The organism is Candidatus Planktophila vernalis (genome assembly GCF_002288185.1).
Taxonomy (GTDB): domain Bacteria; phylum Actinomycetota; class Actinomycetes; order Nanopelagicales; family Nanopelagicaceae; genus Planktophila; species Planktophila vernalis.
This window is the reverse complement of the sequence record NZ_CP016776.1, coordinates 1-23557: the sequence shown is the minus strand read 5'-3', so window position 1 is coordinate 23557 and position 23557 is coordinate 1. Positions and strand designations below refer to the sequence as shown.

Annotated in this window: 23 protein-coding genes and 3 tRNA genes; 4 read left to right on the top strand and 22 right to left on the bottom strand. The window is 45.2% G+C overall.

Annotated features, from left to right (window positions below):
- Positions 1–6: 6 nt before the first annotated feature.
- Positions 7–1449 (top strand): aminopeptidase P family protein, encoded by a 1443-nt coding sequence (locus A7sIIA15_RS00130; protein WP_095685259.1) that lies wholly within the window; start codon positions 7–9, stop codon positions 1447–1449.
- Here A7sIIA15_RS00130 and A7sIIA15_RS00125 read toward each other — a convergent pair.
- The 11 genes from A7sIIA15_RS00125 to A7sIIA15_RS00075 all read right to left on the bottom strand — a co-directional run bounded on the left by A7sIIA15_RS00125 (position 1441) and on the right by A7sIIA15_RS00075 (position 9766).
- Positions 1441–1776, bottom strand: a complete 336-nt coding sequence (locus tag A7sIIA15_RS00125) for a fluoride efflux transporter FluC (RefSeq protein ID WP_095685258.1) — start codon at positions 1774–1776, stop codon at positions 1441–1443. The genes A7sIIA15_RS00130 and A7sIIA15_RS00125 overlap by 9 nt on opposite strands.
- A complete protein-coding gene (locus tag A7sIIA15_RS07195; protein ID WP_095686411.1) occupies positions 1773–2126 on the bottom strand; it encodes a fluoride efflux transporter FluC in 354 nt (117 codons plus the stop codon). Before A7sIIA15_RS07195 ends, A7sIIA15_RS00125 begins: the two co-directional genes overlap by 4 nt.
- Complete coding sequence (locus A7sIIA15_RS00115; protein ID WP_095657801.1) at positions 2123–2476, bottom strand: phage holin family protein; 354 nt, start codon at positions 2474–2476, stop codon at positions 2123–2125. The genes A7sIIA15_RS07195 and A7sIIA15_RS00115 overlap by 4 nt, the downstream gene beginning before the upstream one ends.
- Before the next feature lie 7 nt (positions 2477–2483).
- Positions 2484–3242 (bottom strand): succinate dehydrogenase/fumarate reductase iron-sulfur subunit, encoded by a 759-nt coding sequence (locus A7sIIA15_RS00110; protein ID WP_095685257.1) that lies wholly within the window; start codon positions 3240–3242, stop codon positions 2484–2486.
- Positions 3242–5122 carry a fumarate reductase/succinate dehydrogenase flavoprotein subunit gene (locus tag A7sIIA15_RS00105; protein WP_095685256.1) on the bottom strand — a complete coding sequence of 627 codons (1881 nt, stop codon included), beginning with the start codon at positions 5120–5122 and terminating at the stop codon, positions 3242–3244. Before A7sIIA15_RS00105 ends, A7sIIA15_RS00110 begins: the two co-directional genes overlap by 1 nt.
- Before the next feature lie 12 nt (positions 5123–5134).
- Positions 5135–5935 carry a hypothetical protein gene (locus tag A7sIIA15_RS00100; RefSeq protein WP_095685255.1) on the bottom strand — a complete coding sequence of 267 codons (801 nt, stop codon included), beginning with the start codon at positions 5933–5935 and terminating at the stop codon, positions 5135–5137.
- A 120-nt stretch (positions 5936–6055) separates the two neighbouring features.
- A tRNA-Ser gene (locus A7sIIA15_RS00095) sits at positions 6056–6141 on the bottom strand.
- Between the two features lie 48 nt (positions 6142–6189).
- The gene (locus A7sIIA15_RS00090; protein ID WP_095685254.1) at positions 6190–7002 is read right to left on the bottom strand and encodes an HAD family hydrolase; all 813 of its coding nucleotides are present in this window, start codon (positions 7000–7002) and stop codon (positions 6190–6192) included.
- Positions 6999–8258: a serine--tRNA ligase gene (gene serS / locus A7sIIA15_RS00085; protein ID WP_095685253.1), complete on the bottom strand. Its 1260-nt coding sequence runs from the start codon at positions 8256–8258 to the stop codon at positions 6999–7001. The genes A7sIIA15_RS00090 and serS overlap by 4 nt, the downstream gene beginning before the upstream one ends.
- A complete protein-coding gene (gene pheA / locus A7sIIA15_RS00080) occupies positions 8255–9085 on the bottom strand; it encodes a prephenate dehydratase (protein ID WP_095685252.1) in 831 nt (276 codons plus the stop codon). The genes serS and pheA overlap by 4 nt, the downstream gene beginning before the upstream one ends.
- Before the next feature lie 3 nt (positions 9086–9088).
- Positions 9089–9766: a glycerophosphodiester phosphodiesterase gene (locus A7sIIA15_RS00075; protein ID WP_095657806.1), complete on the bottom strand. Its 678-nt coding sequence runs from the start codon at positions 9764–9766 to the stop codon at positions 9089–9091.
- Positions 9767–9799: 33 nt separating this feature from the next.
- On the opposite strand from A7sIIA15_RS00075, the gene A7sIIA15_RS00070 reads away from it, so the two are divergent.
- Both A7sIIA15_RS00070 and A7sIIA15_RS00065 read left to right on the top strand, forming a co-directional pair.
- Complete coding sequence (locus A7sIIA15_RS00070; RefSeq protein WP_095685251.1) at positions 9800–10573, top strand: PP2C family protein-serine/threonine phosphatase; 774 nt, start codon at positions 9800–9802, stop codon at positions 10571–10573.
- On the top strand, positions 10570–12120 hold the full coding sequence (locus A7sIIA15_RS00065) for a protein kinase domain-containing protein (protein WP_095685250.1): 1551 nt from the start codon (positions 10570–10572) through the stop codon (positions 12118–12120). The genes A7sIIA15_RS00070 and A7sIIA15_RS00065 overlap by 4 nt, the downstream gene beginning before the upstream one ends.
- Here A7sIIA15_RS00065 and A7sIIA15_RS00060 read toward each other — a convergent pair.
- Positions 12117–12767 carry an aminodeoxychorismate/anthranilate synthase component II gene (locus A7sIIA15_RS00060; protein WP_190279141.1) on the bottom strand — a complete coding sequence of 217 codons (651 nt, stop codon included), beginning with the start codon at positions 12765–12767 and terminating at the stop codon, positions 12117–12119. The two genes, A7sIIA15_RS00065 and A7sIIA15_RS00060, sit on opposite strands and share 4 nt — an antisense overlap.
- Here A7sIIA15_RS00060 and A7sIIA15_RS00055 point away from each other — a divergent pair.
- The gene (locus A7sIIA15_RS00055; protein ID WP_095685249.1) at positions 12766–13050 is read left to right on the top strand and encodes a cell division protein CrgA; all 285 of its coding nucleotides are present in this window, start codon (positions 12766–12768) and stop codon (positions 13048–13050) included. The genes A7sIIA15_RS00060 and A7sIIA15_RS00055 overlap by 2 nt on opposite strands.
- Before the next feature lie 63 nt (positions 13051–13113).
- On the opposite strand, the gene A7sIIA15_RS00050 is transcribed toward A7sIIA15_RS00055, so the two are convergent.
- The 10 genes from A7sIIA15_RS00050 to dnaA all read right to left on the bottom strand — a co-directional run bounded on the left by A7sIIA15_RS00050 (position 13114) and on the right by dnaA (position 23463).
- A complete protein-coding gene (locus A7sIIA15_RS00050; RefSeq protein ID WP_095685248.1) occupies positions 13114–13647 on the bottom strand; it encodes a rhomboid family intramembrane serine protease in 534 nt (177 codons plus the stop codon).
- Positions 13640–14152, bottom strand: coding sequence for a peptidylprolyl isomerase (locus tag A7sIIA15_RS00045; protein WP_095685247.1), 513 nt, complete (start codon positions 14150–14152; stop codon positions 13640–13642). The genes A7sIIA15_RS00050 and A7sIIA15_RS00045 overlap by 8 nt, the downstream gene beginning before the upstream one ends.
- Positions 14153–14156: 4 nt before the next feature.
- Positions 14157–14229, bottom strand: a tRNA-Ala gene (locus tag A7sIIA15_RS00040).
- A 14-nt stretch (positions 14230–14243) separates the two neighbouring features.
- A tRNA-Ile gene (locus tag A7sIIA15_RS00035) sits at positions 14244–14318 on the bottom strand.
- A gap of 99 nt (positions 14319–14417) precedes the next feature.
- Complete coding sequence (gyrA, locus tag A7sIIA15_RS00030) at positions 14418–16913, bottom strand: DNA gyrase subunit A (RefSeq protein WP_095685246.1); 2496 nt, start codon at positions 16911–16913, stop codon at positions 14418–14420.
- Positions 16913–18868: a DNA topoisomerase (ATP-hydrolyzing) subunit B gene (gene gyrB / locus A7sIIA15_RS00025; RefSeq protein WP_095685245.1), complete on the bottom strand. Its 1956-nt coding sequence runs from the start codon at positions 18866–18868 to the stop codon at positions 16913–16915. Before gyrB ends, gyrA begins: the two co-directional genes overlap by 1 nt.
- Before the next feature lie 180 nt (positions 18869–19048).
- Positions 19049–19507 (bottom strand): DciA family protein, encoded by a 459-nt coding sequence (locus tag A7sIIA15_RS00020; protein WP_095685244.1) that lies wholly within the window; start codon positions 19505–19507, stop codon positions 19049–19051.
- Positions 19507–20601 carry a DNA replication/repair protein RecF gene (gene recF, locus A7sIIA15_RS00015; protein WP_095685243.1) on the bottom strand — a complete coding sequence of 365 codons (1095 nt, stop codon included), beginning with the start codon at positions 20599–20601 and terminating at the stop codon, positions 19507–19509. The genes A7sIIA15_RS00020 and recF overlap by 1 nt, the downstream gene beginning before the upstream one ends.
- A 16-nt stretch (positions 20602–20617) precedes the next feature.
- Positions 20618–21748, bottom strand: a complete 1131-nt coding sequence (dnaN, locus tag A7sIIA15_RS00010) for a DNA polymerase III subunit beta (protein WP_095685242.1) — start codon at positions 21746–21748, stop codon at positions 20618–20620.
- Positions 21749–22065: 317 nt separating this feature from the next.
- Positions 22066–23463 (bottom strand): chromosomal replication initiator protein DnaA, encoded by a 1398-nt coding sequence (dnaA, locus tag A7sIIA15_RS00005; RefSeq protein ID WP_095685241.1) that lies wholly within the window; start codon positions 23461–23463, stop codon positions 22066–22068.
- Positions 23464–23557 lie beyond the last annotated feature (94 nt).

Sequence of the window (23557 nt, the reverse complement as noted above, 5' to 3'; positions counted from 1 at the left end):
CACCATATGGAAAATTCAGACAAAGCGTTGGATACCGGCAGCAAGCGCGTTTATGACGTTGCGCCATCAGAGATGTTTGGCGAGTTCATGAAAACAGGTTGGGCGCCAACGCCTTTGACTGGAATCATTCAAGATGAAGTAATTCCTTACTGTGTTGCACGCAGAGCAGATCTTTCAGCTGCTTTCTCTGGCTCAAGAGTTGTATTGCCAGGTGGTGAGTTAAAACAACGTAGTAATGACACTGATTACCAGTTCCGCCCTCATAGCGCTTTTGCTTACTACACCGGCGTGCAAGGTGTTGAAGCACAGCCTGGTTCTGTATTAGTTATGGAGCCAACGAAAGAAGGTCATACCCCTATTCTTTTTATTAACCCACGATCTACCCGCGATACCGATGCTTTCTATCGCGATGCTAAAAATGGTGAGCTCTGGGTTGGTCGCCGTTTTACTACTGATGAAGCTGCTCAGCGTTATGGCATTGAAGTGCGCGAAGTAAGTGAACTCGAAGCTTTCCTAAAAGGTAAAACTGCTGTTGCACTTCATGGCTATGACGAGATTGTGGATGCAAAGGTAAAAAAGCATGCACGCGATGAAGAGTTAATTAATTTTGTCTCTGTAGCTCGCCTTATTAAAGATGAGTATGAAATTCGTGAGATGCAAAAGGCTGTTGATGCTACGCATCGTGGCTTTAGTGATGTGATCCGTGTTCTTCCTGCAGCAGTTGCCACACCACGCGGTGAGCGTGTTATTGATGCCGCTTTCTATGGCCGCGCTCGTGTTGAAGGAAATGATTTGGGATATAACACTATTGCTGCCTCTGGTTCACATGCTTGTGTGTTGCACTGGAATCGCAACGACGGTGAAGTTATACCTGGTGATCTATTACTCCTTGATGCTGGAGTTGAAGTTGATTCTTACTACACCGCCGATATCACTCGCACATTGCCCATTAATGGAAAGTTCTCACCAGCTCAACGCGCCCTTTATATGTTGGTCTATGAGTCGCAAAAAGCTGGAATTGAAGCGATTAAAGCTGGCGTTCCATTCCTTGAAATTAACCGTGCCAGTCACAGCGTTTTAGCCCAAGGTCTAATTGATATGGGAATTATCAAGATGAGCCTTGAAGAAGCGATGGATCCAGCTGTTGGATTACATAAGCGCTGGACTCTTCACGGTGTGAGCCACATGCTCGGCATGGATGTTCACGACTGCGCCCAAGCACGCGCAGATCAATATCGCGATGGAGTTCTTGAAGCAGGAATGGTCTTAACTGTTGAACCAGGTCTTTATATCCAACTCGATGACGAGCTATTCCCAGCTGAATACCGCGGTATTGGTATTCGTATTGAAGATGATGTTTTGGTGACAGAGGATGGTTTCATTAACTTGTCTGAAAACATTCCTCATCATCCAGATGAGATTGAAAGTTGGATGGCTTCTCTACGTTAAAGACATACCTAGGGATGCAGCAAGTAGACCAAAGACAATGGATGCGCCTAAGTTAATCGCTGCGTCCTTATATTTTTTTTGTTCATAGGCTAAAAAGAAGTCCAGCATAAATGTTGACCACGTTGTGAAGGCACCTGCAAAACCAATTGCAAAGAGGGCGTAAGTGTTTTGGGCGCTATTAATTGTTAGACCAAATACAAAAGAGCCCACAACGTTAACAACAAAGATTCCGTAAGGCTTATTAGTGAACTTTCGAAAGTATTGATCTATAGCAAAGCGTGCAGGTGCACCGATTGCTGCGCCGAGAATGACAAGAAGAGTTCTCATGGGCGCACCGCAATCACTTTTCTAGCAATAGGTAGAACTAGAAGAATGATGAACATTGAAAAAATCACATTGTGAAAGAGAAAAAGCTGTCCGCCTTCGCTTGGCTCAAGTGTTAAGGCCGCTACTGCTGAAAAAGTTGTGAGCCCACCGCAAAAGCCTGGAAGTAAGAAATGTCGTAAGTTTTCACTTCCGCGTCGTTGTGTGTAAACAAGTAAGAAAGTAGCAAGGCCAACACCAATTAAATTGGCAGTCAGCGTTGCGCTGCGCCCATCACTTAGTTCAATACCCAGCCAGTAGCGAACTAGAGATCCTAAAACACCGCCTAGTGAGACTAGGGCTAGCGATTTCAGTGTGGCAGAGCTTTCTTAGCAACACCTGAAACAAGGCGTGTAACTACGCTAATAACTAAGGCTGCAAGTACTGCAGACCAGAAGTTTGTGACATCTAAACTCTCACTCCAGTCAGCAAGTAACATCAATATCGCTGCATTAACAACGACAAGGAAGAGTCCAAGAGTCAGGATCACTGCAGGTAGCGTTAAAAGCTTAAGCAGACTTCCAAGTGTTGCATTGAGCAAACCAAAGAGAAGTGCGACCCAGAGATATGTCGTAAATCCTCCTAGAACATCAATTCCAGGAATCAATGCTGTTGCAACCCAGAACGATAAAGCTAGCGCGGCCCAACTGCGAAGAAGTTTCATGTCTCTATTAAAGACCCTCGCGCCTGCGAATCTTGGAACCTAGCCAGCGTGCAGGATCATATTTAATGTCCACAACGCGCTCCTTCATCGGGATAATTGCGTTATCGGTGATCTTGATGTGTTCAGGACATACCTCAGTACAGCACTTAGTGATGTTACACATTCCAAGACCATGCTCTTCTTGAGCGCTCTTTTTACGGTTCTTCAACATATCAAGTGGGTGCATATCTAGTTCTGCGATGCGAATGAAGAAACGAGGCCCGGCAAAAGACTTCTTATTCTCTTCGTGATCGCGCACAACATGACATACATCTTGGCAAAGGAAGCATTCGATGCACTTACGGAACTCCTGGCTTCGCTCAACATCGATCTGTTCCATACGAGCTTGCCCTGGTGCTAAATCTTTTGGATGCTCATAAGCAGGAACTTCCATTGCTTTTTTGTAGTTAAAGGAAACATCTGTTACTAAGTCTTTAATGATTGGAAATGCTCGAAGTGGTGTGACTGTGATTGTCTCTTCTTCACCAAATGATGCAACCTGTGTCATGCATGCAAGACGGGGCTTTCCGTTGATCTCCATGGAACAAGATCCACATTTACCGGCTTTGCAGTTCCAGCGAACAGCCAAATCGCCCATCTGTGTTGCTTGAACACGGTGAATGACGTCGAGAACAACTTCGCCCTCGTTAGCCTCTACGACAACATCTTTAAGGCCACCGTCAGTTGAATCTCCACGCCAGATGCGAAGTTTGATATTGCGCGCCATTAGTTGGAACCGCCTTTCGCAATTTCTTCCGGTGTCATGTATTTCTCCAACTCGTGAATGTCGAAGAGGTCAAAGAGTTCCTTTGGAATCGCTGGCAGAGCCTGCTCGCGAACATTTACTTTTGTTCCATCAAAAGAGGAAATATTATTTTTTTGACGCCACTTTTCATTCATAGTTGGGAAGTCATCACGTGTGTGACCACCGCGAGATTCTTCTCGATTAATCGCAGATTTTGCAGTTGATTCAGCAACTAACAACATGTTGTCTAAGTCAAAAGCTAAGTGGAATCCCGGGTTGAACTTACGTCCACCACTTACAGAAACATTTGCACTGCGTGCTCTAATCGCTGCAATCTTTTCAATTGCTTCAGCTAACTCAGACCTGGTGCGAATAATTCCAACAAGGTTGTGAGTGATTTCCTGTAGTTCTGCGTGCAAAGAGTAGGAGTTTTCTCCACCTTCGCGATCAAATGGTGCTTGGATTTTCTTAGCAGCGGCCGTAATTGCGCCTTCACTGACTGGATTTGCGCCATTGCTCTTAACATAGGCAACAGCGCCCATTCCAGCACGACGACCAAATACCAATAGATCTGTTAATGAGTTTCCACCCAAACGATTTGAACCGTGCATTCCACCAGCTACTTCGCCAGCTGCAAATAGCCCTGGAACGCCAACTGCTGCTGCAGTATCTGGTTCTACTTCAACGCCACCCATGACATAGTGACATGTTGGGCCAACTTCCATCGCCTCTTTTGTAATGTCCACGCCAGCTAGTTCATAGAACTGGTGCCACATTGATGGCAGACGCTTCTTAATTGTCTCTGCAGGGATGCGCTTTGAAACATCTAGGAAAACTCCGCCGTGTTCTGTGCCGCGACCTGATTTAACTTCGGTGTTAATTGCGCGAGCCACTTCATCACGAGGTAAAAGCTCTGGTGGACGGCGGTTGTTGTCCTGATCTTCATACCAACGATCTGCTTCTGCTTCATTGTCAGCATATTTATCTTTAAACACATCTGGAATGTATTTGAACATAAATCGCTCACCAAGATTATTTGTAAGAACTCCACCTTCACCGCGAACAGATTCGGTAACCAAGATTCCGCGAACAGATGGTGGCCACACCATTCCAGTTGGGTGGAACTGTAAGAACTCCATGTCAACAAGGTTTGCACCAGCTTTTAATGCAAGTGCATGTCCATCGCCAGTACCTTCCCATGAATTAGAAGTAATCTTGAAAGTTTTTCCAACACCACCTGTTGCAATGACAACTGCAGGTGCTTCAAATAAAACTTCTTCACCAGATTCACGCCAGTACCCGTAAGCACCGGAGATCTTTCCGTTTTCTTTTAGAATGTCAGTGATAGTGAGTTCAGCGAAAACCTTAATTCCACTTTCCATATCGCCAGTTTCGCGACCATCTTTTTGCTGCAGTTGAACAATCTTTTGCTGCATGGTGCGAATAAGTTCTAGACCTGTTCGATCACCAACGTGAGCAAGGCGTGGGTATTCATGTCCACCAAAGTTACGTTGTGAAATCTTTCCTTCTTTAGTGCGATCAAAGAGAGCGCCCCATGTTTCAAGCTCCCAAATACGATCTGGCGCTTCCTTTGCATGCAGCTCTGCCATACGGAAATGGCTTAGGAATTTTCCACCGCGCATGGTGTCGCGAAAGTGGACCATCCAACTATCTTTATCGTTGACGTTTCCCATTGATGCAGCCGCGCCACCTTCGGCCATAACCGTGTGGGCCTTACCAAATAGTGATTTACAGATGATTGCAACGCGCAATCCTGCCTCTCTTGCTTCAACGGCAGCGCGCAAACCAGCACCACCTGCTCCAATAACAAGGACATCGTACTTATGGCGCTCTAGTGTCATAGTCGATCCCCCTTAGAAGAAGTAAAAGTTTGTCCAGGCGCCAGTTGCAACTTGGCGGACATAAATGTCAGCAAATGCAACGGCGGCGAGTGAGAACCATGCAAAACGTTGATGTGAATGGTTGAGGACCGAAACCCAACTCCATAATTTGTAGCGCACTGGGTGCTTTGAGAAATTCTTCAAACGTCCACCGATGGTGTGACGACATGAGTGGCAAGACATTGAGTACAACCACAACATCGTTGAGCTCACAAGAAGAACAAGTGAACCGACACTCATGTGGCCCCATTCTCCTTCTGGGTTTTTAAATGAAATCACTGCGTCATAAGTAAGAATTACATTTAATACCAAACCAGCGTAAAAGAAGTAGCGATGCGAGTTTTGAATAATTAAAGGAAAGCGAGTCTCACCTGTGTACTTCTTATGAGGCTCTGCAACTGCACACGCTGGTGGTGACATCCAGAATGAACGGTAATAAGACTTGCGGTAGTAGTAACAAGTCATTCTGAAACCAAGTGGGAAGATTAAAATAATTAAAGCTGGAGAAAGTGCGAAGTTAAAAATTTCTGCACTTACTGGAGTAAAGCCAAGAATTGTTGCTTCAGGAAGACAGGCCTCTGACAAACATGGTGAATAAAATGGTGAGATTAAATGATCCTTGTAGTAATTCGCACCTTCAAATGCTCGGAAGGTTGCATAAACAACAAAAGACATAAGCACGCCAAAGGTTGCGAGTGGCTGTAACCACCACTTGTCTGTGCGAAGCGTGCGCTCTTTAATCTTTGCGCGCGTTGGTGAAAAAACACCTGACATGAATAACTCCCCCGGCACCATTGGCAATAACTAGGGGTAAGTCTCCTCTTAGAGTGAAAATTCGGCTAGGAATAGTCACGCCTAATGGCTATGAACTCAGCCACAGAAGTAAAGAAAAAATGGCGGAGGGCGTGGGATTTGAACCCACGAAACTTTCGTTTGCCGGTTTTCAAGACCGGTGCACTCGGCCGCTATGCGAGCCCTCCGTGGGAGAGATTACCCGAAGATGGCCGGAGTCGAAAATCGGCTAGAAATTAAGCGGGCAGATCTAACAACTTCTCAATAACTATTGCCACGCCATCGATGTCATGTGATGGAGCTACATCTTTTGCATATTTGATTCCATCTGGGTGTCCATCGGCCATTGCATATGAGCGACCACACCAGGCCAGCATTGGAAAGTCATTTGGGTTATCTCCAAATGAAACACAATCAGCGGCATCGATACCAAGGCGTCCAGCAACTTTTGCAAGTGTTGTTCCTTTTGATATTCCGAGCGCTGAAATCTCAAGTAATGACTCTCGTGCATTTGAATGTGTCACGGTGACTAAACCATCTAGTTCGCGAAGTGCTATTTCGAGCATTTCATCCGAAGTAAGTTCGCCACCACTGCAACGGGCTAACATTTTAAAAACTGGCCCTTTTGTTGCATCTTCAATTTTATCCACGCCAACGTTATCTAAACCAACATCCCACCTAGGAACATATGCTTTTTCGCGGTGGTAGTAATCATGGGTTTCAATTGCAAAAGAAATTTGCGGAATTGCCTTACGCATTCTTCGTGCAATTTCCATTTGATCTTCTTTTGAGATCATCCACTCTTCAGTCACTTCACGCTTTTGTAAGTCATAGAGCATTGCCCCATTGCCACAAATTGCTTCGCCGAAACTAAATGTTTCTCTAATTTCATTCATCCAGCGCGGCGGGCGACCGGTTACAAAATAAATATGAACGCCGAGATCACGCGCTCGTGTGAAAGCATCAATGGTGCGTTGTGTGATTGTTCCATTGTGGTGAACGATTGTGCCGTCTAAATCTGTCGCAATAAGTTTGGGGCGCTTACTCACACCAACTCAAATCGTTCTTTACCAAGAAATGGTTGTAGCGCCTTTGGAATATTGACAGTTCCATCTGCGTTTTGATGGTTCTCTAGAATCGCAACAATCATGCGTGGAATGGCAACTAATGTTCCATTCAATGTTGCAACAGCCTTTGTGCCATCAGCATCTTTGTAACGGATATTCAGGCGACGAGCCTGGAACTCTGTGCAGTTAGAAGTACTGGTGACTTCGCGGTAGGCATCTTGGGTAGGAATCCATGCTTCGCAGTCGAATTTACGGTTGGCACTTGAACCAAGATCTCCTGATGCCACATCAATAACGCGGTAAGGAATCTCCATTGCATTAAGGAAGTCTTTCTCCCACTGCAAAATACGTGCATGCTCTTCCTTAGCTTGATCTGGATGGCAGAAAGAGAACATTTCGACTTTATCAAACTGGTGAACGCGAATAATTCCGCGAGTATCTTTTCCATACGTTCCAGCTTCACGGCGAAAACAGGAAGAGTAGCCGGCATAGCGCATTGGAAGTTTGTCTCCGTTAAGAACTTCATCCATATGCATTGCAGCAAGTGGAACTTCAGAAGTTCCCACTAAATACACATCATCTTTTTCAATTCTGTAAACATTCTCAGCAGCTTGTCCTAGAAATCCTGTGCCTTCCATTGCAGCTGGATTAACAAGTACTGGTGGAATAACAGGAACGAATCCGGCTTTAACTGCCATAGAGATTGCGTAGTTAACGAGTGCAAACTCTAGAAGTGCACCAGAACCAGTTAAGTAATAGGAACGAGAGCCCGCAACCTTTGCACCACGCTCTGTGTCAATTGCACCTAGAAGTTTTCCTAGCTCAACGTGATCTTTTGGTTCAAAATCAAACTTACGTGGTGTGCCAACATGTTCTAGAACTTTAAAATCTGCTTCTCCGCCAATAGGTGCGCCAGGATCAAGAACGTTAGATAATTGCATTACTAACGCCTTCGTGTGCTCTTCTGCCTCTGCGCGCTTGCTATCAGCCTCTTTTACAGCAGTAGCCAACTCTTTAGCGTTTTCAAGCAGAGCAGCCTTTTCATCACCTTTAGCCGCGCCTACTGATTTAGATAAAACGTTTTGTTCTGCGCGTAGTTTTTCAAACTTTTCGATTGCAACACGGCGTAGTTCATCTGATGCAATTATTTGATCAACAATTGATGCATCTTCACCGCGACCCGTTTGTGATGCACGAACTGCATCTGGGTTCTCGCGAATGAATTTAACGTCGATCATTTACCGGCCTTTTCTCGTGGATATGAACCTAGGAAGCGAATATCTTCACAGATTGCTCGCAACGCTTCTACTGTCTCCTTTACTGGAGCATCGTTAACGTGGCCCTCGGCATCAATAATGAAATGGTAATGGCCAAGTTCTAGACCTGTTGGACGTGACTGAATAAAAGTTAAGTTAACGTCGCGCTTAGCGAACTCAGTCAAGATATCGAGCAAGGCGCCAGCGTGATCAATACCAATAAAGACGGCTAGCGATGTGCGATCAAAGCCAGTTGCCTTCGGTGGTGTTGCTGGCTTTGAGACCAAAACAAATCGTGTGATTGCGCCAACGATGTCTCCGATGTTGTCTGCAATAACCGTGAGTCCGTAATGTGCTGCTGCAACTGGAGCTGCAATAGCTGCATCAAATTCTCCGCGGCCAATAGCTTCAGCTGCTGCTGCAGTGGATGCAGTTGAGATTAATTCTGCATCTGGATAATTCTTAGCAATATATGCACGGCATTGGGCTTCTGCATGTGGGTGTGTAGCAATGCGGCGGATATCAACTGTGTCGCGCTTAGACATTAATGCAAAAGAAACCGGCAAAGTAACTTCACCAACGATAGAAAGTGGTGTTCCTGTTGCTAATTCATCCAGGGTTCTTGCAACAACACCTTCAACAGAGTTCTCAATGGGCACTAGCGCAAAGTGCGCTTTACCAACTCGCACCGCATCTAGTGCTGCCGTCACATTTGCATACGGGATGAGGGAATCATTTGAAGAAGTGATCTTTTTAAGAGCAGCTTCGGTGAATGTTCCTTTTGGACCTAAATACGCGTATGTGCTCACTGACTAATGATACCCGAGCACCTTGCGTGCATATGACGGGTTATTTGTAATGAGGACCTCAACACCATTTTCTAAGCAGAAGCGCATATCGTCAGCATCATCAACGGTCCAGACATATAAAGGCTTGATTGCATGGGTCATCTCTGGATTTGAGCGTAGATACTCCACGCTTGGACCAAGAATCGGTGCAGATGTAAATCGTTGCATCAAAAAATTGAATTTATCTTCCAAAAGGGCCACGGTCTTTTGTTGTGGGTTGATCTTTCGAATATTTTCAATTGCTAGCCAAGAAAATGACATTAAGACAATATCTGTTTCTAACTCTTCTTGTTCTAGTAGTTCTAAAACTTTCTTTTCAACCAAACTTCCTTGCGGAACTGGATGTTTGGTTTCAATCGCAAGTTCCATATCGTTATCTCGAGCAAGTTCTAGTAATTCTTCGAGCAACATTGCTTGTGGGTAATGCTGCTTAATTTGAGGGTACGTCATCTCGGCAATGCGACCTGCATATCCAGCGGTGCGCTTCATATCAGCGTCATGCCATAACAACATCTGGTTATCTTTTGTCAGGCGGACGTCGCACTCCATGCCATCAGCGCCTTGATCAACGGCAGCTTTATATGCATCCATGGTCATCTCTGGGAAATCTATAGAAGCTCCGCGGTGGGCATATATTTTCATGATTAAAGATTAACAGGGGTTAGGCTTATGCCCATGAGCGCTATTTACTTCCAGAGCAGTGCGCGCTCGGCTGACGGTTTACAGCGCAGTGGAAATGAAGATTCTGCTTTTGTTTCTGGTCGCCTGATTGCAGTTGCTGATGGAATGGGCGGACATGCTGGTGGTGAAGTTGCATCAAAGATTGCAATTAAAGCTCTGCAAAAACTTAGCCCCGTACTTACAAGTTCAGAGATTGATTCTGATTCTGTAGAAGATCTACTTCTTAACTCACTTTTCACAATTGATTCCCAGATTGGTGAATACGCAGAAGAGGCAATTGAAGTGCGCGGGATGGGAACAACCTTGACTGCGCTATTAGTTGTTGATTCAAACATCGCGCTGTTACACGTGGGAGATTCTCGTTGCTATCGCTTGCGCGGTAATACATTGGAACAATTGAGCAATGACCACACAGTGATTCAAGAGCTTCTGGATCAAGGTGCTATTTCACAATCTGATGTTGCCGATCACCCACAGCGCTCTGTTTTAACACAAGCGCTCATGGGTCAGGGCACAGTAACTCCCGTTTTACAGATCTATGAAGTGAAAGAGAAAGATCGATATCTCTTGTGTAGTGATGGTTTATCCAGTGTTTTAACTGAGAAAGAGATTAAATCCTTATTAAAGAAATCTGATAGATCTGATGCTCTCAAAGCCCTCATTGATGCTACTTATATAAATGGTGCACCAGATAACGTCACTGTTATTGTTGCCGATATAACCGGTGAAGAAGTAACAACCAATGAAGTTTTAGGAGCGGCGCAATGATTAACTCGCTCTTTGGTGATCGCTACAAGCTTGGCGAAATGATTGGCACTGGCGGTATGGCTGATGTCTATGTTGCCGAAGACACTCGACTTGCTCGCCAAGTTGCAATTAAAGTTTTGCGAAGTGATTTAGCGCGCGATCCTTCTTTTGTTGCCCGCTTTAGAAAAGAAGCGCTGGCTGCTGCTGGTTTAAATCACCCTGGAATTGTTGCGGTCTATGACTCAGGTGAAGAACCTGCCCCATACATAGTGATGGAGTTAGTCTCTGGCCACACTTTGCGCGACCTGATTCATAACGGTGAGCGTGTTCCACTTAAGCGCGCACTCGAAATCGGTGAAGGAATTTTGGCTGCTCTTGAATATTCTCATGAGCGCGGAATTGTTCACCGAGATATAAAGCCTGCCAACATCATGATTACCGATCATGGCGATGTGAAGGTGATGGATTTTGGTATTGCTCGTGCACTTGCAGATCTTGGTGCAACACTAACAAGCACGTGGAACATTGTTGGTACCGCTCAATACCTTTCCCCTGAGCAAGCTCTGGGTGAGGTTGCAGATTTGCGCAGTGATATTTATTCAACTGGATGTTTGCTCTATGAAGTATTAACTGGCAAGCCACCATTTACTGGTGACACTCCTGTTTCAATCGCCTACCAACATGTTTCGGGAGTTCTTGTTGCACCTAGCAAGATCCAACCGGAACTACCTGAAGGTGTTGATGTCATTCTCTCTGTGGCACTTGCTAAGAAACCTGAAGATCGTTATCAATCAGCAGGATTGATGCTCGATGATTTATTCAAGGTGGGAACTGGGCAAGCCTTAACTACAACTATTCCTAAAGTTAAAATCTCACGCCGTAAAGTATTAGTGGGGGCTTTAAGTTCAATCCTTGCAATTACAGTTATTGCCGCTGGGTTATTTGTAACTCGCCCAGCTGCGGATACTAATAATCTGCCTCAAATCCCTAACGTTGTGGGGTTGACTCAAGTTGATGCCCAGGCTCTTTTGAAAGATTATGTTGTAACAATCCAGCGTGCGCACGATGGACGCATTCCTATTGATCGAGTTGCTAGCCAAATACCTCTGGCAACAACACGTGCACAAAAGGGCTCTGGGGTTGTTTTAACAATCTCAGATGGGCCGGGAGATGCGATTGTTCCTGCAGATTTAGTAGGTATGTCTCTCATTGATGCACGCGGAGCACTCAGTGCTGTTGGTTTACTTGTCTCTCGCACAGAAGCAGTTCCATCTGATGAAGCACTTGGAACAGTTTTAAAAGTTACTCCTGAGCCTGGTTCAACTATTACTGCAGGTAGTGGAGTTGTATTACAAATTGCTAGTGGTCAGGTTGTTGTTCCAGCGTTGATCGGAGTTGATGCAATTCAAGCTAGAACTCTGCTTGTTCAAGCCGGATTCTTAGTCAATGCCATTGATGCATACGATGCAAACCAACCTATTGGTGTTGTTATTAGACAAGCACCTGATGCTGGAACTACACAAACCATTGGTAAATCAGTAACCATTACGGTTAATAAAGCACCTTAAGAACGGCTACCAACTACTGGTGAAAGACCAACTGCTTTAGCTTTTGCATTCTTATCACCACATGCAGTTAACCAGTTAGCTAACATCTGATGACCGTGTTCAGTTAATACTGACTCTGGATGAAACTGCACACCTTCAATTGGTAATGTGCGATGGCGCATGGACATAACAATTCCAGATTCAGTTGCTCCTGTTATCTCTAAATCTGCACCAACCGTGTCTCGCTCAACACACAGTGAGTGATAACGAGTTGCCGTAAATGGTGATGGCAGATCTTCAAGAACACCTTGTTGTTGATGATGTACTAAAGAAGTTTTCCCATGCAGTAGTTCTGGTGCGCGCGAAACAGTTGCACCAAATGCAACACCGATTGCTTGATGGCCTAAACACACACCAAAAAGTGGAATCTTTTTCTCGGCGCAAAACTTAATCATTTCAACACTCACGCCAGCCTTTTCAGGAACTCCTGGTCCTGGTGAGATGAGAACGCCGTCGTAGTTGGCCGCATCGTGGGCCTGCACGGCATCGTTTCGAACCACGGTGCACTCTGCCCCTAGCTGCTGTAGGTACTGCACCAAGTTAAAGACAAAGGAGTCGTAGTTATCGACGACGAGGATCTTGGTGGCCATAGGAGCATTCTTGCTCATGGTGTATCTTTCGCGTATGCCTAAATCAAAGCTCCGTAAGAAAGTCGCTGAAGCGCGCGCCCATAACCAGGAAGTTGTCGTTGAAACTCCGCATGGCCCGCTAGAGAGCCCTAAGTGGTTAGCCCCAACAATGGTCGCTGCCTTCTTGATTGGCCTGTTCTGGATTGTGATCTTCTATGTCACTCAGACCCAATACCCAATCCCAGGCATCGGTGCATGGAACATGATTGTTGGCTTTAGCTTTATCGGTGTGGGCTTCTCACTAGCCACTCGCTGGCGTTAATACCTTCTTAATTACACGCTTGTAATTCAATCCACATTGTGGGTAAAGGCTGTGGATAACTCTTTAGCGTTTATTGAGGATCAACTGGGCTGCAATAACTCCGCCTACTAATCCACCTAGGTGAGCTTTCCAATCAACTCCCCCAAGTACAAAACCAATCGCAAAGTTAATTCCGATAATTACATAGATCGAACGTGTATCTGTGCCGATGCGCTTTCCAACTAAGGCAATCGCCCCGAACAATCCAAAGACCGCGCCTGATGCACCCACTGAATAAGAAGTAGGGGAAGCAAAATAGGAAGAAGTCAGTGAGCCGATTAGCAACGAGAAGAAAAAGATAAATAACATCTTGTTCTTACCAAATGCTTCTTCAATTGGATTGCCTAAAACCATTAATGCATACATGTTAAAACCAAGGTGTAGTAGACCGGCATGAACGAGTGAGACTGAAAATAATCGATACCACTCATTGGTTGCCAGTAAATAATCTATGTTAGGTAAAACTAAACGCATTTCAATTGTTGGAACAACCATTTGCAGCAGGTATGCACCGCAAATAATTGCGATTAAAGAATAAGTAGCAGAGCGCTTAAGCAACGGTAACGCTGTTGATTGTTATTGGTGTTACTGGCTTATCTTGCGCGCCTGTCTTTGCAGTTGCAATTGCATCAACTACAGCCTGGCTAGCAGAATCCTTTACCTCACCAAAGATTGAGTGCTTGCGGTTTAACCACGTTGTTGGTGCAACAGTAATAAAGAACTGTGAACCATTTGTTCCTGGACCTGAGTTAGCCATTGCAAGAATGTATGGACGATCAAAAACTAACTCTCCGTGGAATTCATCTGCGAAGCGATATCCCGGTCCGCCAGTTCCTTGACCAAGTGGATCTCCACCTTGAATCATGAAACCGTCGATGACACGGTGAAAAATAGTTCCGTCATAAAGATTGGCAGTTGTCTTATTTCCAGTGCCTGGATCAGTCCACTCTTTTGCACCAGTTGCTAACTCAACAAAGTTTGCAACAGTCTTTGGTGCATGGTTAGGAAATAGCTCGATGACAATGTCACCGAGTGATGTGTGTAGGGTCGCTGTAGTAGTCATAACGTGGAGACCAGGGGAATCGAACCCCTAACCCCCGCCTTGCAAAGGCGGTGCTCTACCAATTGAGCTAGGTCCCCGTTTGAGAGCGGGGTGGGCCTAGATGGACTCGAACCATCGACCTCTTCCTTATCAGGGAAGCGCTCTAACCAGGCTGAGCTATAGGCCCGCAACAAAGATGAATCTCGATTGCAGAAGCGCAAGGTTACCTTGAACTTCCCTAACTCCCAAAATGGGGATTAGCTGCTTAACTCAGAGCCGAACCATACTAACTTTTCGAAGAAATCTCATCTTCGCTGTTCTTGGTCACCGAGACCAATGCCACGCCTTCATCCAGGTTCACTAGGCGCACACCCATTGAATCACGCCCAGTTTGGCGCACCTCGGCTGCTGGTGTGCGCATAACTGTGCCAGCAGAAGTAATTGCTAGGACTTCATCCTCATCACGCAGCACAAGTGCGCTCACTAATGAGCCTCTAGAACTCTCATCGATCTTGGCAGCTTTAATTCCAATTCCACCGCGGCCTTGTAAACGATATTCCTCAAGTGGAGTCTTCTTGCCATAACCAGCATCAGTTGCGGTGAAAACAAATGAGTTCGCTGCAAGTTCTGAGTTCACTCTGGCCATTGTCAGCAATGAATCCTGTGCACGGAACTTCATTCCAATAACACCGCTAGTTGATCGACCCATTGGGCGCAGTGATTCATCATCTGCTGTGAAACGCAGTGACATTCCCTTAGTAGAAACAAGTAAGAGTTCATCACCGTTATTAACAAGTGATGCGCCAACTACTTCATCTCCTGGCTTGAGTGAGATTGCAATCAAACCGCCAGTACGAGGTGAATCAAATTCAACGAGAGGAGTTTTCTTAATCAAACCCTTTTTAGTTGCAAGAACTAAGAATGGAGAGATTGTGTAATCCTTTAGGGAAAGCACTTCTGCAATTTTCTCTTCGGGCTTAAATGCCATTAAGTTGGCAACGTGTTGTCCGCGAGCATCACGACCAGCATCTGGAAGCTCGTGCACCTTGGCGCGATAGACGCGTCCTTGGTTTGTAAAGAACAATAACCAGTCATGTGTTGATGCAACAAAGAAATGATCAACAACGTCATCCTCTTTGAGTGCTGCACCCTTAACACCACGACCACCACGGCGTTGTGATCGATAAAGATCTGCCATGGTGCGCTTTGAATACCCACCACGAGTGATTGTTACAACCACATCTTGATCTGGGATTAAATCTTCTGCACTGAAATCACCTTCACTTGCAACAATCTGTGTGCGACGATCATCGCCATACTTTGCAACTAAATCAGTGAGCTCTGTTTTAACGATATCGCGCTGCTTTTCAGGGCTAATCAAAATAGCGTTGAGGATGACAATGTCAGCCATTAGCGCATCATATTCATCATTAATCTTCTGGCGCTCAAGGGCTGCAATACGGCGTAGTTGCATATCCAAAATAGCGTTTGCTTGAATTTCATCAACATCTAGAAGTTTCATCAAACCAGTACGAGCTTCTTCAGGCGTTGTTGATGCACGGATCAACGCAATCACTGCGTCAAGTGCATCAAGTGCTTTGAGGTAGCCCTGCAAAATATGTGCACGCTTTTCTTTTTCAGCTAAGCGGAACTTAGTACGGCGAACAATTACTTCAATCTGGTGTTCGATGTAGTAACGGATGAATTCATCAAGGCGCAATGTGCGTGGAACGCCATCAACCAAGGCCAACATGTTCGCACCAAATGTGTCTTGTAGTTGTGTCTGCTTATAAAGGTTATTAAGAACAACCTTTGGAATAGCACTTGTTTGTAAAACAATTACTAATCTCTGACCTAAGCGCTCATTACCTTCATCGCGCACATCGGCAATTCCCTTAATTTTTCCATCTTTAACAAGTTCAGCGATTTTAAGAGCTAAGTTATCTGGGTTGACTTGATAAGGAAGCTCGCTAATAACCAAACAGGTGCGCTTATTAATCTCTTCTACTTGCACAACTGCGCGCATAGTGATTGATCCACGTCCTGTTCGATAAGCATCTTCAATGCCACCGCGTCCAACAATTAATCCTTTTGTAGGAAAATCAGGACCTTTAACAATCGTTAAGAACTTAGCTAGAAGCTCTTCTTGCTTCATATCTGGATTTTCTAGCGCGAAAATTACAGCTTCACCGATTTCACGAAGATTATGCGGTGGAATATTTGTAGCCATACCAACTGCAATACCGGCGCTTCCATTAACTAGAAGGTTAGGCAGGCGAGAAGGTAAAACTGTTGGCTCTTGTGAGCGTCCGTCGTAGTTTGGAACAAAATCAACGGTGTCTTCATCGATATCGCGCATCATCTCCATTGCAAGGGATGACAAACGGGCTTCGGTGTAACGCATCGCTGCAGCCGGATCGTTTCCAGGTGAACCGAAGTTTCCATTTCCATCAATGAGCAAATAACGCAAAGACCAGTGCTGGGCAAGGCGAACTACAGAGTCATAGATCGCAGTGTCACCGTGTGGGTGGTAATTACCCATAACGTCACCGACGATACGAGAAGATTTGTAGTAACCCTTATCTGGGCGATATCCCGCGTCATACATTGCATAAAGAACACGGCGGTGAACTGGTTTTAATCCATCGCGAATATCTGGCAGTGCTCGACCGACAATAACTGACATGGCGTAGTCAAGGTATGAGCGCGCCATTTCAACTTGAAGATCAACGGTTTCAATCTTGTCGAAAGACTCGAGATTATTTGGATTCAATTCATCCATTAGATATCCAAGAACCTGACGTCTTTAGCGTTGCGCTGAATAAATGCACGGCGTTTTTCAACATCTTCACCCATGAGAACTGAGAACAAATCATCGGCTGCTGCAGCATCATCTAATGTGACTCGCACAAGAACGCGGTGCTCTGGATCCATTGTTGTGTCCCAGAGTTCCTTAGCTGGCATTTCACCTAAACCTTTAAAGCGCTGAATTCCATCATCTTTAGGCAAACGCTTTCCTGCAGCTAAACCAAGTTCAATCATGCCGTCGCGTTCGCGATCACTAAATGCATATTCAACTGGCTCTTTTCCGCCCCACTTCAATTTATAGAGAGGGGGTTGTGCAAAGTAAACAAAGCCGTTTTCAATAAGTGGGCGCATAAAGCGGAACAACAAAGTTAAAAGCAATGTGCGAATGTGTTGACCATCAACGTCGGCATCTGCCATCAAAATAATCTTGTGATAGCGAAGTTTTTCAATATCGAAATCATCGTGCACGCCAGTACCCAGCGCAGTGATTAACGCTTGAACTTCATTGTTTTGCAAAACACGATCAATGCGTGCTTTTTCAACATTCAAAATCTTTCCGCGAATTGGAAGAACAGCTTGATTACGTGAATCGCGGCCACCTTTAGTCGAACCGCCGGCTGAATCTCCCTCAACAATATAAAGCTCACACTTTGCAGGATCGGTCCACTGGCAATCAGCTAGCTTTCCTGGCATTCCACGGCCTTCTAGTAGGCCTTTACGGTTACGACTTAAGTCGCGGGCTTTGCGTGCTGCCACGCGTGCTGCAGCTGCATCAATGCTTTTTCGAACAATCTCTTTGCCTTCTGCAGGGTTTTGTTCAAACCAAGTGGTGAGTTCTTCATTAACAACTTTTTGTGTGAAAGTTTTTGCTGAGGTGTTACCTAGTTTGGTTTTTGTCTGGCCTTCAAATTGTGGGTCAGCTAATTTCACAGAAACAATTGCCGTTAAACCTTCGCGCACATCATCACCTGTGAGGCGATCTTCCTTCTTGCGGATAAATCCTGCTTCTTCACCAAACTTGTTCACAACTGAAGTAAGCGCTGTGCGGAAACCTTCTTCGTGAGCTCCACCTTCATGTGTGTGAATCGTGTTAGCAAATGTGTAAACAGATTCACTAAATCCAGCGTTCCATTGCATTGATACTTCTAGAGCGATTTTGTTCTTCTTATCCTCTGAAGCAAAAGAGATAACTGATTTATGTGTTTCACCGCGGGTTGAATTTAGATGCTTAACAAAGTCAGAGATACCACCTTGGTATTGGTAGCGAACTGTTAATTGTTCACCGACTTCATCAACGTGGCCCGTGCGAGCATCTGTAAGGGTCAGAATTAAGCCTTTATTTAAAAACGCCATTTCTCGAAAGCGAGTGGATAAAATCTCAAAAGAAAAATCTGTGGTTTCAAAGATTTCCTTTGATGGCCAGAAGCGCACTGTTGTTCCAGAAGATGTTGAAGCCTCACCTTTTTTAACTGGAGCAGTTGGAACACCTAATTTGTAATCTTGGTACCAAAAATTTCCATCGCGCTGCACTGTTACAGAAAGATCTGTACTCAATGCGTTAACAACTGAGATACCAACACCGTGTAATCCACCTGAAACTGAATACCCACCATCGCCAAACTTTCCACCGGCGTGCAGGACGGTGAGAACAACTTCCAAAGCTGGTTTCTTTTCAACCGGGTGCATATCCACCGGGATTCCGCGGCCGTTATCGATTACTTCAACGCCGCCATCTGCCATCAACGTCACATTGATCTCGGTGCAATAGCCAGCTAGAGCTTCATCTACAGAGTTATCTACAACTTCATAAACCAAGTGGTGCAGCCCGCGCTCACCGGTGGAACCGATATACATTCCTGGGCGCTTGCGAACAGCCTCCAGACCCTCCAGCACCGTGATGCTGGATGCGTCATAGGAGTTCTCAGCCACTGGGTCTCCTTCAAGGTCGAATCGTTCTTTTGCCCTCTGGGGGCTTCTGGGAGGGAAAATCCCTCCGGCACGCTCTTATCCTAGTGGGAAAATCGGAATTGAAATAGCCAAAATAAGCCTTAGGTGTGGGTATAGCCGAACTTTGAGCGTGCGGGTGAGGGTTCCTAGTGGGTCTGGGGCTTAACCGTAGGTATCTCGAGGTCCTCGGGCGTTACGAATAACCCGGACCCCTTTTTTCCAGCTGGGGCCTTGGGGACCGATAAATCGAAGCTTTTGGATCGTGGCACCTGATGGATCATTTTGAATTGTTGCCAACAAATTATCTGCAACCAAAGTTAATTGTGTTGCCCACGCAGTTGATGACGTTTGAATTGTTAACGTTGAATCCAAAATTGAAATAGGTGTTGCGTGCTGCGCAATTTCTGCGCCAACAATAGTTGCCCACGTAATAAACAAGTTTCCTTCTGCTAATCCACTGTTCCATTCGCGTTCTTCAATCATGTTACTAAGTAATTCACCAATTAATTCTGGGTCCCCCACCTGTCCAACTGTTTTTGTTGGTGCAGGTTTGTTTGGTTTTCTTGTCACACCTGTTTTAAACGTCTTAAAAAGATCAAGAGCTAAGTCGCGCTTTGTCATTAACTCTTTCCTTTCTTAACAGTTCCAGGTGTCACATAAAACTTTTGGGTCAACAGTTCTGCAGGCAAATCACTTTCAACGGCCGTGGTAATAATTGTTTGCTCAGCGATTTGGGTTGCAGACATTAATTGTTTACGACGTGATGTATCAAGTTCTGCAAAGACATCATCTAAAATAAGGATTGGTTCTGAGCCCTCACTCTTTAAAAGATTAAAAGACCCGATGCGAAGTGAAATCGCCATTGACCATGATTCACCATGGCTGGCATAACCTTTAGCTGGAAAATCTCCGATTTGTAAATGTAGATCATCGCGGTGTGGGCCAATTAAGGAAACCCCGCGTTCGATCTCTTGATAGGCGACTTCTTCTAATCTTTTTGTTAAAACTTCCACATTGTTCTCAAAGTTGTTGGAGACACCCTCACTGCTGCATTTATATGAAATAGAGGCTGGTTTAACTTCATTTAAGTTTGCATAATTCTTTGCAACCCAAGGGTTTAAAGCCTCTACTAACGCAATTCGGTCAGCAGTGAGCTGTGCTCCAAACTTAATTAACTGTTCGTTCCACGGCAGCAGTGCACTGGCTGAAGAGCGAGTCTTTAATAACGCGTTGCGCTGTTTAACTACTCGCTCATAATCGGCGATAACCCCAGCCATTCGTGGGGTGCGAGTAATGAGCAGGCGATCAAGGAAATCGCGCCGCCCGCCGGGTTCTCCGCGCACTAGATCTAAATCTTCAGGGGAGAAGTAAACGATCTGGCAAGCGCCTAAAATCTCGCGCTGACTTCTAGTTGGGTTGCCGTTAATTCGCGCGCGGTTAGCTTTATTGGCATTAATCTCAAGATCGATATTTAAAATTCGATCATCGCGTTCAATCTCAGTTCTAATGATTGCTTGTTGGGCGCCCAGTGAGATAAGTGGGACGTTATTGGCAACACGGTGGGATGAAAGAAAAGCTAAATAAATTAAAGACTCTGCAATATTTGTTTTGCCGGAACCATTATCACCAATAAAGGTGGTGACTCCAGGTTGAAGCTCCAACTCCAATGAAGGATAGGAACGAAAGTTGGTCAGCGCCAACTTATTAATGCGCATTAATAAAACCTATAAATTATGAGGCGTAGCGCATTGGCATTAACAGGTAACGATAGTTCTCGACAAGTGCGCCATCTTTATCGCTCTTGCCCATCAAAATCGCTGGCTTGTTAGGACCTGTAAATGAGATCTGCACATACTTGGTTCCAACTGCAGTTAAACCATCAGCAAGAAAAACTGGGTTGAAGGCGATTGAGATTGGTTCGCCAGTTAACAAGATTTCAATTGCCTCTGTCGCTTGTGCTTCTTCGCCAGCTCCTGCTTCAAGGGAGAGTGTGTTGTTATTAAAATCAAGGCGCAGTGGGACCGTCTTATCTGTTACGAGTGCCACGCGGCGCACTGAATCTAGAAGTGTTGCGACTTCAATGAGTGCAGTCGAAGTTACTTCTTGTGGAAGTAGGTGGCGGTATGGTGGGAAAGTTCCATCCAACATACGTGATGTCATTGTCTTTCCATCACCAGCAAATCCAGCTAAGCGGTCATTGCTAGATGATGGTGCAAAAGAGATTGAAACTGTTTTGGTTCCAGTTAAAGACTTAGCAGCATCAGCAATAGTGCGGGCGCGAAGTAGCGCGCTAGTTGAAACATTAGGAGTTGTTGGATCCCATTGGATTTCTCGCACAGCCAAGCGATATCTATCGGTTGCTGCCAAAGTGACGGTTTCCTCATTTATTTCAACGTGAACACCAGTCAAAGTCGGCAATGAATCATCACGCCCTGCCGCAATAGCAACTTGTGAAACCGCTGTTGCAAATACATCGCTAGCTAGCGTTCCAGTTGTATCTGGTAGCTCTGGAAGGTTTGGATACTCATCAACTGCAAGAGTGGGCAAAGTAAATTTTGCGCTGCCGCTAGTTACTAAAACACGAGTGCCATCTAACGCAAAAGTAATTGGTTTATTTGGGAGAGAGCGTGAAATTTCCGCTAGAAGTTTTCCGGGAACTAAAACTTTTCCAGCATCTTTGATCTCTGCTTGAAAATGAGACTTGCTTGCTGTTTCTAAATCAGATGCTGAGAGATAAACCTGATCGCCTGTTGCATCAATAACTATTCCAAGGAGCTCTGTTTTGATCGGTCTAGTTGAAAGAGAGCGGGAAACCCAATTAACGCCATCAACTAACGCTGACTGCTCGACGATGAACTTCATGCTCTGCCCCAATTCAGTGAAAGGTTCGTTTCACATCTAGATTTATATATATAAAGGTAGTCGTAGTAACCAGGCAGCTTTCGTGTGGATAGAGACGAAAAGCCCAGTTCAGTGCGGTGTTTCAACTTCCAGAACATGTGAATAAGGCGGGAAAAGGTGTGCACAAGAAACATAGTTACACCCTTCCCCTTCCTACTCTTCACAACAACAGCTTTGGCCTATCCACATAAAAGCTAGAGATCTCCACAGTTGTCCACAACTTATCCCCAACTGGGGGTAAAGAGTGTCAAAGCGGACATTTCACACTTTTGGTGCCTTTACCTCGCTTGCTGCTTAATTCTGGTGGTGAGTTCGTTGACCTGGTTATAGATCGAACGACGCTCAGCCATCAGTTGACGGATTTTGCGGTCGGCGTGCATAACCGTGGTGTGGTCGCGCCCGCCGAATGTTTGGCCGATTTTTGGAAGCGAGAGTTCGGTTAACTCGCGGCAGAGATACATCGCAATCTGGCGGGCATTAACTAATACCCGAGAGCGAGATGTTCCACAAAGATCATCAATAGTAAGTGAGAAATAAGCAGCGGTCTGAGCCATGATCGTGGCGCCGGTTATCTCTGGGTTGTTCTCATTAGGAATTAAATCCTTTAAAACAATTTCAGCAAGTGAAAGATCAACACTCTGGCGATTTAAAGATGCGAAAGCTGTAACGCGAATAAGTGCGCCTTCAAGTTCGCGGATGTTTGTTGAAATCTTGCTAGCTATGTATTCCAAAACATCATCAGGTGCGTTCAACTTATCTTGCGCAGCTTTTTTGCGAAGAATTGCAATACGTGTTTCTAATTCAGGAGGTTGAATATCTGTAATCAAACCCCACTCAAAACGAGAACGTAGGCGATCTTCCAAAGTTATTAACTGCTTTGGTGGTCGATCACTTGAGATAACAATCTGTTTGTTAGCGTTATACAAAGTATTGAAAGTGTGGAAGAACTCTTCCTGTGTTCGTTCTTTGTTTTCTAAAAACTGAATGTCATCGACAAGTAGAACATCTAGATCGCGGTAGCGGCGCTGGAAAGCAGTTGCCTTGTCATCGCGGATGGAGTTAATAAAGTCATTAGTGAACTCTTCTGATGAAACATAGCGAACACGAACGCTGCCATAGAGCTCTTTCGCATAGGCCCCAATAGCGTGTAATAAGTGGGTTTTTCCAAGGCCTGACTCACCATAAATAAATAGCGGGTTGTATGCCTTAGCTGGTGCTTCAGCAACAGCCACAGCTGCAGCATGAGCAAAACGATTTGATGCACCAATAACGAAAGTTTCGAAGATGTAGCGAGAGTTAAGTTGTGAAACCTCTGCAATTTTCGACGGAGCTTCTTCGCGACCTGTTCCAACCTTGGGTGCAACGAACTCAATATCAACTTCAGGAGTTTGTGGTTCGGCAGATTCCAAAGATTCATCAACAGTCACAGCGATGTTGGCCTTATCGCCGAGTTCGCGAGTTAAAACATCACAGACAACTGTGCGCAGGCGGCTTTCTAAAACATCTTTTGCAAAAAGATTAGGGGCTGCGACCAGCAATGTTGTTTGATCGTTGTTGTGGAGTAGACCTAAAGGCTTTGTAAGTTGTAAAAATGCTCGATGTTGAGGCGCATCAACGGCAACCTCTTCAATAACGCGATCCCAGAGAGTCGTTAACTCAATCTCTTTAACGGCCATTTCGGCCCCTCTCTGATATCCACAGGGTTATCCACAGCCTGTGGTCTAAACCCCAGGTTGAGCCCTTATAAAACCCCCAAAAGCTATAAACCTG

Bases quoted from the DNA above. Each gene is read 5' to 3' on its own strand.
- serS (WP_095685253.1), bottom strand. From the start codon at position 8,258: ATGATCGACGTTAAATTCATTCGCGAGAACCCAGATGCAGTTCGTGCA.
- A7sIIA15_RS00045 (WP_095685247.1), bottom strand. From the start codon at position 14,152: ATGACTACTACAGCGACCCTACACACATCACTCGGTGACATTGTCATC.
- A7sIIA15_RS00065 (WP_095685250.1), top strand. From the start codon at position 10,570: ATGATTAACTCGCTCTTTGGTGATCGCTACAAGCTTGGCGAAATGATT.
- dnaA (WP_095685241.1), bottom strand. From the start codon at position 23,463: ATGGCCGTTAAAGAGATTGAGTTAACGACTCTCTGGGATCGCGTTATT.
- A7sIIA15_RS00125 (WP_095685258.1), bottom strand. From the start codon at position 1,776: ATGAGAACTCTTCTTGTCATTCTCGGCGCAGCAATCGGTGCACCTGCA.
- A7sIIA15_RS00110 (WP_095685257.1), bottom strand. From the start codon at position 3,242: ATGGCGCGCAATATCAAACTTCGCATCTGGCGTGGAGATTCAACTGAC.
- A7sIIA15_RS00130 (WP_095685259.1), top strand. From the start codon at position 7: ATGGAAAATTCAGACAAAGCGTTGGATACCGGCAGCAAGCGCGTTTAT.
- A7sIIA15_RS00055 (WP_095685249.1), top strand. From the start codon at position 12,766: ATGGTGTATCTTTCGCGTATGCCTAAATCAAAGCTCCGTAAGAAAGTC.
- dnaN (WP_095685242.1), bottom strand. From the start codon at position 21,748: ATGAAGTTCATCGTCGAGCAGTCAGCGTTAGTTGATGGCGTTAATTGG.
- gyrA (WP_095685246.1), bottom strand. From the start codon at position 16,913: ATGGATGAATTGAATCCAAATAATCTCGAGTCTTTCGACAAGATTGAA.
- A7sIIA15_RS00105 (WP_095685256.1), bottom strand. From the start codon at position 5,122: ATGACACTAGAGCGCCATAAGTACGATGTCCTTGTTATTGGAGCAGGT.
- recF (WP_095685243.1), bottom strand. From the start codon at position 20,601: ATGCGCATTAATAAGTTGGCGCTGACCAACTTTCGTTCCTATCCTTCA.
- A7sIIA15_RS00060 (WP_190279141.1), bottom strand. From the start codon at position 12,767: ATGAGCAAGAATGCTCCTATGGCCACCAAGATCCTCGTCGTCGATAAC.
- A7sIIA15_RS00100 (WP_095685255.1), bottom strand. From the start codon at position 5,935: ATGTCAGGTGTTTTTTCACCAACGCGCGCAAAGATTAAAGAGCGCACG.
- A7sIIA15_RS00070 (WP_095685251.1), top strand. From the start codon at position 9,800: ATGAGCGCTATTTACTTCCAGAGCAGTGCGCGCTCGGCTGACGGTTTA.
- A7sIIA15_RS00020 (WP_095685244.1), bottom strand. From the start codon at position 19,507: ATGACAAAGCGCGACTTAGCTCTTGATCTTTTTAAGACGTTTAAAACA.
- A7sIIA15_RS00075 (WP_095657806.1), bottom strand. From the start codon at position 9,766: ATGAAAATATATGCCCACCGCGGAGCTTCTATAGATTTCCCAGAGATG.
- A7sIIA15_RS00115 (WP_095657801.1), bottom strand. From the start codon at position 2,476: ATGAAACTTCTTCGCAGTTGGGCCGCGCTAGCTTTATCGTTCTGGGTT.